The organism is Nocardiopsis sp. Huas11 (assembly GCF_003634495.1).
Taxonomy (GTDB): Bacteria; Actinomycetota; Actinomycetes; order Streptosporangiales; family Streptosporangiaceae; genus Nocardiopsis.
On the sequence record NZ_RBKY01000001.1, the window covers coordinates 6,551,818 to 6,567,276 of the forward strand.

Here is a 15,459-nt window from a genome sequence, read left to right on the forward strand (position 1 = left end):
AGGCTGGCGTCCGTGACTCGAACCTCGGAGAACCTCAGCCCGGAACTGCACTCCTACATCGTCGCCCACACCACACCCGTGGACGACGTCCTCGCCGACCTGGTGGCGGAGACCGAGCGGCTCTTCCCCGACGTCAAGGGCATGCAGATCGGCCCCGAACAGGGTGTCTTCACCACGCTCCTGGCCCAGACGTCCGGGGCGCGCGACGTCGTGGAGGTCGGTACGTTCACCGGCTACTCCTCCCTCTGCCTGGCCCGCGGCATCCCCGACGACGGGACCCTGCTGGCCTGCGACGTCAGTGAGGAGTGGACCTCGGTCGCCCGCCGCTACTGGGAGCGCGCGGGGGTCGGCCACAAGATCACGCTCAGGCTCGGCCCCGCCCTGGACACCCTGCGGGCGCTGCCCCGCGAGCCCGGCTTCGACCTGGCCTTCCTGGACGCCGACAAGACCGGCTACGTCGACTACTGGGAGGAGCTGGTCCCCCGGATGCGCCCGGGCGGGCTCCTGCTGGCCGACAACACGCTCTCGCACGGGCGCGTGGTGGAGCGCGCCGCCACGGCCGAGGCCGTGCAGGGCATCCGCGACTTCAACGACCACCTGGTCGCCGACGACCGCGTCACCCAGGTCCTGCTGCCGATCGGCGACGGACTGACCCTGGCCCGCAAGCACTAGGCCGCGTTTTTTACAGCATTCCGGGCCCGAAAGCCCGCAGAAGAACACGGCCGAGGCCGCGCGGCCTCGGCCTCACATCCGGGCTCGCAGCACGTCGACCTCACAGCGCGGCGCGAAGGGGTCGAAGCCGTGCTCGACCAGCCAGCGAACCCCCAGCAGGCTTCGCACCGACCACCACGCGCGGATCACGTCGCGGTCGACGCCGGCGCCGTAGCCGGCGATGACGTCGTCGAGGTGCTCCCCGTGTCCGATCGTCAGGGTGGCGAGGTCGAACAGGGCGTCGCCCCGGCCCGCCTCGGACCAGTCGAGGATGCCGGTGACCTCGTCGCCGTCGACGAAGACGTGCTCGATCTGCAGGTCGCCGTGCGTGAACACCGGGGTCCACGGCCGCAGCGCCGCCTCGGCGACCTGGCGGTTGCGGGCGACCAGGTCGGCGGGCAGGAGACCCTGCGCCACGAGCGCAGCGCACTCGCCGTCGAGTTCCGCCGCCACCTCGTCGGGGCTCCGGCGGCGCCGGCCGGGCCAGGGCGGCAACGGCGCCTCGTGCAGCCGCCGGACGGCGGCGCCCGCCGCGGCCCACGCCGCCGACGACGCGGTCGACGGCTCACCGAGACGGGCGAGCGCCCTCCCCGGGACGGCGGCGAGCGCGAGCACGGGCGGCCGGCGCCACAGGACCCGCGCGGTCGGGACCGGCGCGAGGGACATCGCCTCGACCTCGACGCCGGCGCGCGCCTGGTCGGCGTCCACCTTCAGGAACACGTCGCCGGCGCGCAGGGTCGCGCGCTCGGCATGGGCCACGACGACTTCGATCTCGTCCATGGGCGACCAGTATCCCGGGGAGGACCGCCGGCGTCACCGGGTTTGTCGCGTGCGCCCGCGCGGCCGACCGCGTCCCGCCGCCCGGCGGCCGCGTGCGCGACGCCGAGAGCACGCCTCTCGCAGCGGATTTCCACCCGGGCACCGGCGCCACTTGGGTAGTGTCCAGTTCCATGCGCCTGCTGCACACCTCGGACTGGCACCTGGGTCGCTCCTTCCACCGGGAGAACCTCATCGACGCCCAGTCCGTCTTCCTCGACCACCTCGTCGACACCATCGGCGACCAGCGGATCGACGTGGTGGTCGTCTCCGGCGACCTCTACGACCGAGCGCTGCCGCCGGTGGACGCCGTCCGCCTGTTCGACCGCGCGCTCGGCCGGATCCGCGCCACCGGCGCCCGCGCCGTCCTCATCAGCGGCAACCACGACTCCCTGACCCGGATGTCGTTCGCCACCGGGCTCATCGACGCCTCGGGCGTGCACCTGCGCAGCTCCCTGGACGGCGTCGGCACACCGGTCGTGATCGAGGACGCGCACGGGCCCGTCGCCTTCTACGGCATCCCCTACCTGGAGCCGGAGATCGCCCGGCACCACTGGGACCTGCCCGAGCGCGGGCACGCGGCCGCCCTCGGCCACGCCATGGACCTGGTCCGGGCCGATCTGGCCGAGCGCCCCGGGACCCGCTCGGTGGTCCTCTCACACGCCTTCGTCACCGGCGGCGAACCCTCCGACAGCGAACGCGACATCTCGGTGGGCGGCGCCTCCCACGTGCCGGCCTCGGTCTACGACGGCGCGGACTACGTGGCCCTGGGCCACCTGCACGGCCGCCAGACCATCACCCCGTCCGTGCGCTACCCCGGCAGCCCCCTGGCCTACTCCTTCTCCGAGGAGCACCACGTCAAGGGCTACTGGATCGTGGACCTGGACGCCAACGGCCTGGCCGGATGCGAGTTCCTCCCCACCCCCGTCCCCCGGCCGCTCGCCCGGATCCGGGGCCGGATCGAGGACCTGCTCACCAGGCCGGAGTGGCAGGCCTACACCGGGCACTGGTTGCAGATCACCCTCACCGACCCCCGCCGTCCCGCCCACCCCATGGACCGGCTGCGCGAACGCTTCCCCCACGCGCTGATGCTGGAGTTCGAACCCGAGGGCGGCACCGAGCGCTCCCGGTCGGTCACCACGCCGGTCGCCGACCGCAGTGAGCGCCAGGTGATCGGCGACTTCGTCGAGTGGGCCCGCGGAACCCCCGCCACACCCGAGGAGGAAGCGCTGGTGAACGCGGCGATCGAACAGGTCCGGCTCCAGGAGGGGACGCGCTGATGCGGCTGCACACCCTCACCATGCAGGCCTTCGGCCCGTTCGCCGGTACCGAGCGGGTCGACTTCGACCGGCTCGGCGCGGGCGGCCTCTTCCTCATCCACGGCCCCACCGGCGCGGGCAAGACCTCCGTGCTGGACGCCGTGTGCTTCGCGCTCTACGGCACCCTGCCCGGCGCGCGCGGCAGGGACCGCTCCCCCAAGAGCGACCACGCGCCGCTGGACCGCGTCCCCGAGGTCGTCCTGGAGTGCACGGTCCGGGGGCGCCGCGTACGGATCGAGCGCCGTCCCCGGTGGGAGCGACCGAAGAAGCGCGGCGCCGGCACCCTGGCCGAGAACGCCAAGGTCATCGTGAGCGAGCGCGTGAACGGCCGCTGGGAGGGCGTCACGACCCGGCCGGACGAGGCCGGACAGTTCATCGGCGACCTCGTCGGCCTGACCATCGACCAGTTCTGCCAGATCGCCATGCTGCCCCAGGGCGACTTCGCCCGGTTCCTGCGGGCCAAGTCCGACGAGCGCCGCGAGTCCCTGGAGCGGATCTTCAACACCCGCGTGTTCCGGGACGTCGAGGACTGGTTCAAGGGGCACGCCAACCGGCTGCGCCGCGAGGTGGAGACCGCCAACGACCAGGTACGGGCCGTGGCCGGCCGGATCGCCGAGGTCGGCCGCTCCCCCGCGCCCGAACTGCCGGAGGAGCTGTCCGCGTGGGCGGCCGAACTCGCCTGCGTCACCGGCGCGACCGCCGCCGACGCCGACGCCGTGGCGCGCGAGTTCACCGAGGCGCGAGCCCGCGCCCAGCGGGCCCTGACCGAGGACCGCGAGGTCCGGGCACGCCAGGAGAAGCTGGCCGCGGCCCGGCAGCGGCGCGCCCGGCTCGCCGAGGCCGCCGAGGAGCGGGCCCGGATCGACGTGCGCCTGGCCGAGGCCGAGCGCGCCGAGTCCGTCCTGCCGTTCCTGCGGGCGCGCGACCACCGCCGCACCGAACTCGACAAGGCCGAGATCGCCGTCACCGACCAGTTGGCCCTGGTCGCCGGACTGCCCGACGTCGACTCCGACCCCGACACGGGCACGGACGGCGGAGCGGAGGGCCCGAACGCGCCGGGGCGCGGACGCCCGCAGGCGCTGCTGCGCGCCGCCGAACAGCACAGGCGCGACGAGCTCGCCCGGCTGGACCTGATGCGCGGCGACGCCGAGCGGCGTACGTCGCTGGGGCAGGCCATCACCCGTTTCACCGGCCGGCTGGGCGTCATCGAGGGCGAGCTGGCCCGGGTGCGCGCCCGCCTGGCCGACCTGCCCGCGCGGACCGAGGGGGTCGTCGGCGAACTCCGGCGGGCCCGCGAACTGGGCGGCCAGGTCGAGGCGGCCGAGGCCGCGCTGACCGCCGCCGAGCGGCGCCGCACGGCCGCCGTCGAGCACGAGCGCCTGGGCGGGGACCTGGCGGCGGCCGAGGAGCGCCACCGCGCGGCCGTGGACGCGGCGCAGGCCGCCCGCGACCGGGCGCTGGACCTGCGTGAGCGGCGGATCACCCACATGGCGGCCGAACTGGCCGCCGGCCTGGTCGAGGGCGAGCCCTGCGCGGTCTGCGGCGCGGAGCACCACCCCCGCCCGGCCCGCCCCTCCCAGGGCGGCCTGGTGACGGCGGAGGAGGAGAAGGCCGCCCACGCGGCCGCCGACCGCGCGGGGACCGTCCGGTCCGAGGCCGAGTCCGCGGTCGTGGCCCTGCGCGAGCGCCGCGCGGGCGCCGCCGAACGCGCCGAGGGGCGTACGGTCCCGGCCGCGCGGGAGGAGGCGCGGGCACTGCGCACCGCCCTGGACGAGGCGCGCGCCGCCGCCGGGGAGGCGCAGCGGCTGGAGGAGGCGCTGGACCAGCTCACCGCGGAGGTGGAGCGGGTCCGGACCCGTGAGGCCGACCTGGCACGCCAGGAGTCGGAGGTGCGGGCCCACCGCGAGAACGCCGTCGCCGAGCACGAGCGCCTGACCGTGCTGCTGGACCGGGCGCGCGGCGACGACCCCGGGTTGGAGGAGCGCATCGCGCGGGTCGCCGAGGAGGCCGACCTGCTGCGCGCGGCGACCGAGGCCGTCAACACCCGCGACCTGGCCGCGGAGGAGCTGCGCGCGGCCGCCGCCGAGGCCGAGCGCCGGCGCGCCGAGTCCGGCTTCGACGACGAGGTCCGGGTGCGCGAGTCCGCGCTGGAGGAGCCGCGGCGTCGGGAGCTGCGCGAGCGGGCGCGGTCCCACGACGACGGGGTGGCGGCGGCCGAGGCCGTCCTGGCCGACCCGGAGCTGACCGCCGCCGGCGCGGCCCCCGCCCCGGACCTGGCCGCCTCGGAGTCGGCGGCCGAGCGGGCCGCCGCGGCGGCCGATCGAGCGGTGGCCTGGCGGAGCATGCTGCACGAGCGGGCGCGCCGTCTGGCCGCGCTGCGCGAGGAACTGGCCGCGCGTCTGGAGGGCTGCGAGCCGGTCCTGCGCCGCTACGCGGTCGCCGAGGGGCTGCGCGGCCTGGCCGCGGGCACGTCGGCGGACAACACCGACAACGTGCGCCTGTCGGCGTACGTGCTGGCCGCGCGGCTGGAACAGGTCGTGGCGGCCGCCAACGACCGGCTGCTGACCATGTCGGACGGCCGGTACGAGCTGCGGTACACGGTGGACAAGGCGGCCGGGGACGGGCGCGCGCGGTCGGCGGGCGGCCTCGGTATGCGCGTCGTGGACGCCTGGACGGGGGTGGAGCGCGACCCGGCGACGCTGTCGGGCGGCGAGACCTTCTTCAGTTCGCTGGCGCTCGCGCTCGGCCTGGGGGACGTCGCCTCGGCGGAGGCGGGCGGGACCGACATCGACACCCTGTTCGTCGACGAGGGGTTCGGCACACTGGACGAGGACACCCTGGAGGAGGTCCTGGACGTGCTGGACCGGCTGCGGGACGGCGGTCGGGCCGTGGGCGTGGTGAGCCACGTCGCTGAGCTGCACCAGCGGGTGTCCACCCGGCTCAGGGTGGTCAAGGGCGCCGCGGGCTCGCACCTGGAGCACACCGGCTGACCCGGGTCGGGGGCGCGCCGGGGCGGTGGGAGAATGACCAGCGTGAATTCGCTGGTCAACATCGCCGTGTTCGGAATCGTGGGCGCCATCATGATGGCGGCCCTCATCGGTCTTCTTCTCGTGCTCTCCGGGAGCTCTCGCGGGATCACTCCCCCGGTGCGGGTGGCGTTCGGGGTCGCCTCGGTGGTCCTGCTCGTGGCGCTGCCCGCCCTGGCCGCGGCGAACACCCTGTCCGGCGGGCAGGGCTTCTGGGCGGCCTTCGCGGTCGCGAGCTGCGTGGTGGCGGTGGTCTACGCCGTGAACGTGGCGCTGCTGCCCGTCATCGCCCGCCGACAGGCGTCGGCGACCGGGACCGCCGTTCCCGCGGGTCTGAGGCCGTCACTGCCGGTCCTGGCCCTGGGCCTGGTGTTCTGCCTCGCGCTGGGCCTGGTGGGCGCCGGAGTGGCCGTTCTGGCCACCTGAGCAGGCACCGGTCTCGGGGGCCGTTCCGTCGACCGACGGGACGGCCCCCTTCGCGTGGGCGGAGTCCGAGGGGCGGGCGGGGCGGGGGCATGGAGAATGGGCCAGGTGGGCCCGCGCCGGCTCAGCCGTCCGCACCCGTGCCCGTTGCCGGCAGCCCGCGCGAGCGGCGGTCCAGCTCGGCCAGGTAGGCGTTGTAGTCGTCCATGTCGGCGTCGTCGGACCCGCCGCGGCGGCTGTGGCGCTCGCGGCGCCGCTCCTCCTTCTCGTCGTCACGCGACCACTGCACGACCAGCGCGAGCATGACGAGCACCGTCGGGATCTCGCCCAGGGCCCAGGCGATGCCGCCGCCCTCGTACTGGTCCTCGGCCTGGCCCTCCAGCCACGGCACCTCGAACTGGTTGTAGAAGTCCATGGCGATCGGCGCGGACTGCATCATGATCGTGATGCCGAAGAAGGCGTGAAACCCCATCACCACCAGCAGCAACAGGATGCGCAGCAGGTACGGGACCTTCCGCGGGGCGGGGTCCACGCCCACGATGATCCAGTAGAAGAGGAACCCCACGAGCAGGAAGTGCACGCCCATGAACAGGTGACCGAGGTGGTCGTTCATCAGGGCCGGGAACAGGGGCGTGAAGTACAGCGCGTAGGGGCTGATCACGAACAGCGGGGCGGCGACCGCCGGGTGCGTGACGACCTTCGAGAAGCGGCTGTTGAGGAACAGGTTCAGCCACTCGCGCGGGCCCCGGTCGCCGCGCCGCCGCGCGGGCTTGAGCGCCCGCAGGGCCAGGGTCACGGGCGCGCCCAGCACGAGCAGGATCGGCACGAGCATGGACAGCACCATGTGCTGGATCATGTGCGTGGAGAACAGCACCATGGAGTAGGTCGCGAACCCGGTGAGCTGCACGGCCACGATCGTGAGCAGACCGAGCGCGAAGACGACCGTGCGGCCGATCGGCCAGGAGTCGCCGCGCCGCACGAGCCGGACCACGCCCGCGGCGTAGAGCCCGCCGGCGACCGCCACCAGCATGATGAAGAACAGGTCCGGGCGCCACAGCGTCAGCAGGGTCTGCACGCTCATGGGCGGCGGGACGGGGAAGCCCAGGATCGCGGCGGCCGGGTCGACCGTGCCCTCCAGGGGCGGCGGCGGAGCCGTGCGCCCCAGTCCGACGGAGACGCCGATCACGGCGGACATGACCAGTACCTCGACGGCCGCGATGCGCAGGAACGGACCGCGCCGGAACGAGCGCCCCTCCTGTCCGGCGGGCGCGGCCTCGATCCCCCGCAGCGCGTGCTCGCGGTGCAGGTAGCCGAACGCGCCCAGGATCCCGAACAGCACGATCTTGACGATGATGATGAGCCCGTACTCGGTGAGGACCAGCTCGCTCACGGAGTTGAGCCGGGCCAGGGCGCTGGCTCCGCCGCTGACGGCCACGCCGACGTAGGCCCACAGCGCCATCCGGCTGAACCGGGCGGCCGCGACGGGCGCTTCCCGCCCGTCGCCCACCATCGCCCGTCGGGGCGCTCCGCGCTGGGACGGGCTACCACCCTCAACCGAGAGCCGTCGGCTCCAGCCTTCCTCTCCGCCGCGGCGCACCGCGTGGTAGGTGACGGCGGCGAGCCCGCCGACCCAGACCGTGATCGCGATGACGTGCAGGGCCAGCCCGGTCACGGCCAGCTCGTGCGCGCCGGAGGAGGCGGAGTGCCCGGTCAGAGCGGGCGGGGTGATGGCGATCAGCCCGAGCACGAGGAGCCACAGCGCACCGGAGGCCGTGACGACCGTGCGGCCGAACAGGGCGATCCCGGTCGTGATGAGGACGACGAACATCAGCGCGATACCGCTGGAGACCGATCCCGCGTAGGCGGTCACCTCGTCGACGCTCACGCCGCCGAAGGGCCGCGCCAGGAACTCCGAGGCCTGGAAGTACATCGTGAACACCGCGGCCACGGCCCAGGCCAGTGCCGCCCACGTGGCCCCGCGCACGTAGCCGGTGGCCTGTTCGCTCAGCCGGCCGCGTTCCGAGGGCAGCAGGACGGCGGCGAGCAGGAGGAGTCCGACGGCCACGACCGCGGAGGCGTCCATGGCGACCTTGGACAGCGGCAGGCCCCAGCGCACCGCCTGGCCCGCGTCCGGCAGTCCGGGGATGAGGACCGGGAAGGCCGCCCCGCCCAGGGTCAGGGTGAGGACGAGCGCTCCGAGGCACACGGCCGCGGCGGCGCCCGCGATCACCGGGACACGGCCCGTGCCAGGTGCTTCGTCGCGTTCCTGCGGGGAGGAAGTCGTGTTCTGTGCGGGAGGAGCCACTCGCCACTCCGTCGTCGAGGTCGGTCCGATGCTGGACGGCGTCCTATCTCCACCCGCCGCTGGCCAGCTCCGTTCCGGCGGGGGCCTCGCGCGGAGGAACACCGGAGCCCAGGTTAGACGGTGGTCCGCGGGCCTCGGACCCGGGTCGCCCCGGGCGGTGCTCGCCGCGGCCGGGCGTCCCGCACAGCGTCGTCACCCGCCACCGGATGTGACGTTTCCCCGGTGCGGCCGGGCCCCGCGCGATACGCTCGGTGCCCGAGTCGAGACGGCGCCCCACCCGTTCACCACCGGCGACCTGGCCCGAGACCGCCCCGTTCCGGCGGGCAGGCGGGAGTCCGTCAGGGTCGGGACGCGGTCCGCGGCGGTGGAAGCCCCACCGCACGGGCCGAGCGCGGCCCGGTCGGGACCTCGCGCGAGAACCCGCGCCCGCCGCGACGCGCGGACGGTTTCGCCTACGCCACACAGAGGGAGGCCGGGGCTTCCTCCTCCGTCCGAGGGCGGGGACACGGGCCCCACACACCAGATGACCGAGTTCGACATTGTGGTCCGTTCCACGCGGGTGGTCGCACCGGACGGGGTGCGACCCGCGAGCGTGGCGGTCCGAGACGGCCGGATCGAGGCCGTGGGCCCCTACGACGCGCCCGCGTCCGCCGCCGAGGAGACCGACCTCGGGGACGTGGCGCTCCTGCCCGGAGCGGTCGACCTGGACACCGGGGTCCAGGCGCCCGGCCAGGACCTGGCCGAGGCCTACCAGACCATGGGCCGGGCGGCACTGCGCGGCGGTGTGACCAGCGTCGTGGCCGCGCCCGCGCCCGCGCGGCCGGCCATCACGTGCGCCGACGCCCTGCACGTCCACCAGCGCGCGGCGGTGGGACTGCCGGTCTCGGTGTACTTCCTGGGCGGTGTGAACCGCGGGAGCGGCCCGCTGGACCTGGCCGACCTGCAGGCGGCGGGCGTGGTGGCCTTTCGCGGGTCGCTCTCGGACGGGGGCGCTCCCGACATGGCCGCGCTGAGCGACGCGCGGCTGCGCAAGTCGATGGCCGAGATCGCGGCGCTGGACGCGGTGCTGCTGGTGCACGCCGAGGACGCCGACGAGCTGGTCGCCCCGGCGATGTCGGTGGACCAGCGCCCGCCCCGGGCGGAGCGGCGCGGGCTGGAACGGGTGATCGCGGCGGCCCGGGTGGTCGGCGCGCGCACGCACGTGGGCCCGTTCTCCGCGGCCGAGTGCGCGGCCCTGCTGGCGGCGGCGGAGTCGATCGGGGTGGCGCTGTCCGCGCAGTCCTGCGCGCACTACCTGTGCCTGCCCGCCGAGGCGCTCCACACGGACTCCCCCGCGCACGCGTGCCGGCCTCCGGTGCGCTCGGACGCCAACCGCAAGGCGCTGTGGAGCGCGCTGCTCTCGGAGGGTTCGGCGATCACCACCGTCGGATCGGGGCACCTGCCCGCCCACGGGCTCCACACTCTGGACTGGAACCTGCCCGCGCTGTGGACCGCGGCCCAGCGCCGGGGACTGGGGCTGGACGAACTGTCACGGTGGACCTCGCGAGCCCCGGCCGACCTGGTGGGCCTGACCTGGAAGGGCCGGATCGCGGTGGGCTGCGACGCGGACCTGGTCGCCTTCGACCCCCTGCGCCGACGGACGGTCCCGGCGGTGGATCCGAGCCCGTACGCGGGTAGGGAACTGATCGGCGGGGTCGGTCCGGTCTGGGTGATGGGCCGCCGCGCGCCCCAGGATCCGGACACCACCGCCTGAATCCGCTCGAAACGCGTGGCACTCGGTGTCACACCCCACAGAACCTTTTTACAGGCTGTCAACAAGGTTGCCGACGGCTATGCATGTTGCCGATGGCGCTCTGGCGGCTTCCCAGGTCACAGTGGGGGTATCAACGGAGATACCAGTTGGAGGAACAGTGCGCATCGGCGTCCCCCGCGAGATCAAGAACCACGAGTACCGGGTGGCCATCACCCCGGCGGGAGTCCACGAGCTCGTCGGTCGCGGCCACGAGGTCTTCGTCGAACGTGACGCGGGCCTCGGCTCCTCCATCACCAACGAGGAGTACACGACCGCGGGGGCCGCCATCCTCGACACCGCCGACGAGGTGTGGGCCGCCGGCGACCTCATCCTCAAGGTCAAGGAGCCGATCCCCGCCGAGTACCACCGCATGCGGGAGGGGCAGACCCTCTTCACGTACCTGCACCTGGCGGCGTCCCGCGAGTGCACCGACGCACTCGTGGAGCGCCGGGTGACCGGCATCGCCTACGAGACCGTGCAGCTGCCGGACGGCTCGCTGCCGCTGCTGGCCCCGATGTCGGAGGTCGCCGGCCGGCTCGCCCCGCAGGTGGGCTCGGTGACCCTGCAGCGCCCGGCCGGCGGTCGCGGCGTGCTGATGGGCGGCGTCCCGGGCGTGCGCCCGGCGCGCGTGACCGTGATCGGCGCCGGCGTGTCCGGCCTGAACGCGACGCAGATCGCGGTGGGCATGGGCGCCGACGTGACCGTGCTCGACCTCAACGTCAACAAGCTGCGGCACGTGGACGAGCTCTACCGCGGCCAGGTCAAGACCGTCGTGTCCAACGCCTTCGAGCTGGAGCAGTCGGTCCTGGAGTCGGACATGGTGATCGGCGCCGTCCTGGTGCCCGGCGCCAAGGCGCCCAAGCTGGTGTCCAACGAGCTCGTCTCGCGGATGCGTCCGGGCGCGGTGCTGGTCGACATCGCCATCGACCAGGGCGGCTGCTTCGAGGACTCGCGTCCCACCACGCACGACGACCCCACCTTCACGGTGCACGACACGGTCTTCTACTGCGTGGCCAACATGCCCGGTGCCGTGCCGAACACCTCCACGCACGCGCTCACCAAGGACACCCTGCGCTACACGGTGGCGCTGGCGGAGAAGGGCTGGCGCCAGGCGCTGCGCGACGACGCCGCGCTGGCGGGCGGCCTGAACACCTACGACGGCGCCGTGGTCTACGCCCCGGTGGCCGAGGCCCACGGGCTCAAGCACCTGCCCCTGGACGAGGTCCTGGCCCAGGGCTGATCCCTGACCGGTCCCGGACGCCGGTCCGGGACCGTTGCCGCGCCAGGAGGGGCCGGCCGCGCACGCGCGGTCGGCCCCTCCTCTGTCGGCGCGCCCCCACTCGCGCGGGGACGGGCTCAGCGGCCGACCGCGACCGGTGCGTCGGCGCCGGGGTCGGACCGCACCGCCCGTGCGCGGTCGCGCCCCGGCACCGCGCTCAGCACCAGGCCGACCAGCAGCCAGAGACCGAGGGTGAGCAGGGCCGGCCCTGCCCCGGCCCCGTCGAACCAGGCGACCGAGCGCAGGGCGCTGCCGGTGGCCCCCGGCTGGAGCCACTGGCCGAGGGCGCCCCAGCCGGCCGGCAGCAACTCGGGGGCCGACGTCACCCCCGACAGCGGGTTGCCGAGCAGCATGGTGACCGCGGCGCCGACCGCCAGACCGGGGACGCCGAACACGTTGCGCAGGCCGAGCAGGACGGTGCCGATCGCGGCCGTCCCCAGCGCCAGCACGCCCGCGTTGAGCCAGTACCGCCCCTCCAGCGCGCCCAGGAGCCCCTGGAGCACACCGGCCATGACCAGGCCGCCGAGCGCGGCCAGGGCCAGGACCCCGACGAGTCGTCGCGCGGTGCCGCGCACGCGCAGGGAGATGACGACGGCGCCGGCCATCCCGCCGATCACCAGGGGCAGGACCAGGGAGGCGACGCCGACCCCCTGGGGGTCGTCCTCGGGGGCGGGGACCAGGTCCGTCACCGGCCACGGGCCGCCCGCTTCGGCGGGCGCGGCGGCGCCGATCCCGGTGAGCAGCCGGGCCACGGCCGGGCTCGCGGCGGAGGCGACCAGCACCTCCGCGCCGTCCGGCCCCATGACGAACGCGCCGTAGACCTCCCGGTCGGCCACGAGCTCCTCGGCCGCGGCGCGGTCGGGCACCTCGGTGACCTCGAAGGCCTCCTCACCGGCCCGCTCGGCGAGGGACCGGGTGAACGAGTCGGCCGCCTCGGCGGGCCCGGCCACGGCGACCGGCACGCCGTGCGGCTCCTGGCCGACGGCCGGCCACGCGAAGGCGGTCAGGAGCACGCCGACGAGGGCGGCGAGGGCGACGACCAGGGCGGCCACGGAGCCCCAGGGCGTCGGCTTCTCGGTGGATGCGGACACGGTGAACCTCCAAAAAACGAATGTTCCTTCTTTTTATGGTCGCCCCTGGACGCCGCGACGTCAAGAACGAAGATTCGTTTTACAGTGGCCCCATGCCGAAGATCACCGACGAACGCCGCGCGGAGCGTCGCCTGCAGATCGTGCACGCCGCCATGAAGTGCGTGTCAGAGCAGGGCTTCCACAAGACGACCATGGCCGATGTGATCCGCGAGTCCGGGATGTCCGCCGGGGCGGTCTACGGGTACTTCCGCAACAAGGAGGAGTTGATCGTCGCGATCGCCGACAAGGCGACCTCGCTGGCCGACCGCACCATCGGCACGCTCCTGGAGGCCGACCCCCTGCCGACCCTGCCCGAGATGGTCGAGCACCTCACCACCGCGGTCACCGCCCACGAACAGGGCGAGCAGGGCGACCTCACACGCGTCGCGGTCGTGGTCTGGGCCGAGGCCATCCGCGACGACGCCGTCCGCGCACTGGTGACCGCCCGGTTCCAGGGGATACGCCACCGCTACGCCGAGCTCGTCCGCGCGCAGCAGCGCGCCGGCCGCCTCGACCCGGAGGAGGACCCCGAGCTCGTGGCCCGGGCCCTGTTCGGGCTCATGCCGGGCTTCATCCTGCAGCGCCTGCTCATCGGCGACATCGATCCCGGCTCCTACGCCCGCGCCGTGCGGGGACTCCTGCGGATCTCCGAGACCCCCTGACCAACGCCCGGGAATGCGGTTCCTGGAACGCCGCCGGCGAGAACGCCGCCCTCCCTGCCCTCTCTCCCCCGATGTGGCCTTCCAGGTGGTGTTCGCCGCACCTTCGGGGTGGTCGACCCGGTCCGGCGCGGGTACCGTCGAAGTGACAGCCCGCGCCGCGGACACACGTCCGGCCGAGCTCCGGGACACCGCAGACACCGAGGTGGGACAGCGTGGCACCACACACTGGATCGGCGACGGCCACACGCATCGTCGAGCTGGAGCTGATCGGGCTGCGCGACTCGGCCGCCGGGCGGGGCGCCGGGGCGGGCCCGGTCCTGGTGCGCGTGGCCGACGGCGAGGGCGTCAGCGGCTGGGGCGAGATCCCCTGGGCCGGTCCGGCGCAGTGGGAGGCCCTCACCACGTGCTTCGCGCCCACCCTGCTCGACCACGCCTGGTTGCGGCCCACCGAGGCCGGTGAGGCCTGGGCGGACCTGCCCTGGGACCCGGCCGTGGCCGGCGCCCTGGACACCGCCTGCTGGGACCTGTGGAGCCGCCAGCGGGGCACCCCGCTGGCCCACGCCCTGGGCGGCGAGCGCACCGCGCTGACCGCCGGGGTCACGCTCGCCCGGCAGGTCACGCTGGAGTCCGTCGTCACCGAGGTGAACCGGCAGGTCGGAGCGGGGTTCCGGCGTATCCGCCTGGAGATCGAACCCGGGTGGGACGCCGACGTGGTCCGGGCCGTCCAGGGCAGCTTCCCCTTCCTCGTGCTCCAGGCGGACGCGGGCGGACGCTACACCGAGTCGACCGCCGACCTGGACTCCCTCCGGGCGCTCGACGGCCTGGGCCTGCTGGCGATCGAGGACCCCTTCGACCCCGGCGACCTGGCCGCCCACGCCCGCCTGTCGGGCGAGCTGCGCACCCCGGTGGCGCTGCACCGGCCCCTGACGTCCGTGGCGGACCTGGGAGCGGCCGTGCGCGCGGAGGCCGGAAGCGCCGTGAACGTGGACCTGGCACGCCTGGGCGGCCTGACCGAGGCCCGCCGGGCCGTGGACCGGGCCGTCGACGCGGGCTGGACCGTATGGTGCGGGTCCTCGGCCCGCACCGGCGTCGGCCGCGCGGCCACCGTGGCCCTGGCCTCCCTGGCCGGCGCCTCGCTGCCGGTCGAGGTCCCCGGGGCGGGGAGCCGCGGCCGCGACCTGGTCACGCCCCCGGTACGCGCGCACGAGGGCGTGGTCCCGGTCCCGCTGACCGAGAGCGGCCTGGGACACGGCGTCGACCGCGCCGCGGTGGCCGACCACACGGCCCGCGCGGTGGTCGTGGACGCCGAGGGGCTGCGCGAGCTCCCCACCCGCCGTACCCGCGGACGGCGCTCCCAGGGACGCTGACCGCACGCTCCCCGACCGGCCCCACCGGCCCGCGCCCTCCCGTGCACCGGTTCCACCCCACGGGCACCCCCTGAAGGGGTGAGCCCGGCCACCACAAACCGAACAGCGTTAGGTAGAGTGGCGGCACCGTCCGGCCCCCCGCCCGGACCCGACGAACGGAGACATGGTGCGCGTATTCGCCGACATCCAGGAACTGACCGCGGCCCAGGGCGAGACGCTGGGCCCCACCGACTGGGTCCAGATCGACCAGACCCGTATCGACACGTTCGCCGACGCCACCGGCGACCACCAGTGGATCCACATCGACCGTGAGAAGGCGGCGGCCGGCCCCTTCGGAACGACGATCGCCCACGGCTACCTGTCACTGTCCATGCTGGCGTTCTTCTCCCCGCAGCTGCTGACCGTCACCAAGCGGCCCGCCATGACCGTCAACTACGGGCTCAACAAGGTCCGCTTCCTCCAGCCGGTCGCGGTCGACTCGCGCATCCGCGACACCGCCGTCCTCTCCGAGGTCAAGGAGACCCCCAAGGGGACGCTGCTGACCGTCTCCCACACCGTGGAGATCGAGGGCCAGGAGCGCCCCGCGCTGGTCGCCGACTCCCTCGGCCTCTGGGTCGCCTGACGAGCCG

General features: G+C 74.5%; 12 protein-coding genes. 9 read left to right on the plus strand and 3 right to left on the minus strand.

Going from position 1 to position 15,459, the window contains the following annotated elements:
• Positions 1-12: 12 nt before the first annotated feature.
• A complete protein-coding gene (locus DFP74_RS29530; RefSeq protein WP_121186775.1) occupies positions 13-672 on the plus strand; it encodes an O-methyltransferase in 660 nt (219 codons plus the stop codon).
• A gap of 72 nt (positions 673-744) precedes the next feature.
• Here the strand turns inward: DFP74_RS29530 and DFP74_RS29535 are convergent, their stop codons facing one another.
• Positions 745-1,491, minus strand: coding sequence for a phosphotransferase (locus DFP74_RS29535; protein ID WP_121186777.1), 747 nt, complete (start codon positions 1,489-1,491; stop codon positions 745-747).
• A 158-nt stretch (positions 1,492-1,649) separates the two neighbouring features.
• Between DFP74_RS29535 and DFP74_RS29540 the strand changes: the two genes are divergently transcribed.
• From DFP74_RS29540 to DFP74_RS29550, 3 genes are read left to right on the plus strand one after another with little or no spacing between them, the layout of a single operon-like run.
• Entirely contained in the window at positions 1,650-2,807 is a 1,158-nt protein-coding gene (locus DFP74_RS29540; protein WP_233571215.1) for an exonuclease SbcCD subunit D, read from the plus strand.
• Complete coding sequence (locus DFP74_RS29545; RefSeq protein WP_121186779.1) at positions 2,807-5,836, plus strand: AAA family ATPase; 3,030 nt, start codon at positions 2,807-2,809, stop codon at positions 5,834-5,836. The genes DFP74_RS29540 and DFP74_RS29545 overlap by 1 nt, the downstream gene beginning before the upstream one ends.
• A gap of 33 nt (positions 5,837-5,869) precedes the next feature.
• Positions 5,870-6,298: a hypothetical protein gene (locus DFP74_RS29550; protein ID WP_121186781.1), complete on the plus strand. Its 429-nt coding sequence runs from the start codon at positions 5,870-5,872 to the stop codon at positions 6,296-6,298.
• A 121-nt stretch (positions 6,299-6,419) separates the two neighbouring features.
• Here DFP74_RS29550 and DFP74_RS29555 read toward each other — a convergent pair whose 3' ends face one another.
• Complete coding sequence (locus tag DFP74_RS29555) at positions 6,420-8,600, minus strand: cytochrome c oxidase assembly protein (RefSeq protein WP_121186783.1); 2,181 nt, start codon at positions 8,598-8,600, stop codon at positions 6,420-6,422.
• A gap of 523 nt (positions 8,601-9,123) precedes the next feature.
• On the opposite strand from DFP74_RS29555, the gene DFP74_RS29560 reads away from it, so the two are divergent.
• Positions 9,124-10,353 carry an amidohydrolase family protein gene (locus tag DFP74_RS29560; RefSeq protein WP_121186785.1) on the plus strand — a complete coding sequence of 410 codons (1,230 nt, stop codon included), beginning with the start codon at positions 9,124-9,126 and terminating at the stop codon, positions 10,351-10,353.
• A gap of 157 nt (positions 10,354-10,510) precedes the next feature.
• A complete protein-coding gene (gene ald / locus DFP74_RS29565; protein ID WP_121186786.1) occupies positions 10,511-11,632 on the plus strand; it encodes an alanine dehydrogenase in 1,122 nt (373 codons plus the stop codon).
• Positions 11,633-11,748: 116 nt separating this feature from the next.
• Here ald and DFP74_RS29570 read toward each other — a convergent pair whose 3' ends face one another.
• Complete coding sequence (locus DFP74_RS29570; RefSeq protein ID WP_147453930.1) at positions 11,749-12,762, minus strand: hypothetical protein; 1,014 nt, start codon at positions 12,760-12,762, stop codon at positions 11,749-11,751.
• Between the two features lie 92 nt (positions 12,763-12,854).
• On the opposite strand from DFP74_RS29570, the gene DFP74_RS29580 reads away from it, so the two are divergent.
• From DFP74_RS29580 to DFP74_RS29590, 3 genes are all read left to right on the plus strand, one after another.
• Positions 12,855-13,463, plus strand: coding sequence for a TetR/AcrR family transcriptional regulator (locus tag DFP74_RS29580; protein WP_158613076.1), 609 nt, complete (start codon positions 12,855-12,857; stop codon positions 13,461-13,463).
• A 212-nt stretch (positions 13,464-13,675) separates the two neighbouring features.
• On the plus strand, positions 13,676-14,830 hold the full coding sequence (locus DFP74_RS29585; RefSeq protein WP_121186793.1) for an enolase C-terminal domain-like protein: 1,155 nt from the start codon (positions 13,676-13,678) through the stop codon (positions 14,828-14,830).
• 163 nt (positions 14,831-14,993) lie between these two features.
• Entirely contained in the window at positions 14,994-15,452 is a 459-nt protein-coding gene (locus DFP74_RS29590; RefSeq protein ID WP_121186795.1) for a MaoC family dehydratase, read from the plus strand.
• The last annotated feature ends 7 nt before the right edge of the window (positions 15,453-15,459 follow it).

Bases quoted from the DNA above. Each gene is read 5' to 3' on its own strand.
- DFP74_RS29535 (WP_121186777.1), bottom strand. From the start codon at position 1,491: ATGGACGAGATCGAAGTCGTCGTGGCCCATGCCGAGCGCGCGACCCTG.
- DFP74_RS29545 (WP_121186779.1), top strand. From the start codon at position 2,807: ATGCGGCTGCACACCCTCACCATGCAGGCCTTCGGCCCGTTCGCCGGT.
- DFP74_RS29550 (WP_121186781.1), top strand. From the start codon at position 5,870: ATGACCAGCGTGAATTCGCTGGTCAACATCGCCGTGTTCGGAATCGTG.
- DFP74_RS29560 (WP_121186785.1), top strand. From the start codon at position 9,124: ATGACCGAGTTCGACATTGTGGTCCGTTCCACGCGGGTGGTCGCACCG.
- DFP74_RS29580 (WP_158613076.1), top strand. From the start codon at position 12,855: ATGCCGAAGATCACCGACGAACGCCGCGCGGAGCGTCGCCTGCAGATC.
- DFP74_RS29590 (WP_121186795.1), top strand. From the start codon at position 14,994: ATGGTGCGCGTATTCGCCGACATCCAGGAACTGACCGCGGCCCAGGGC.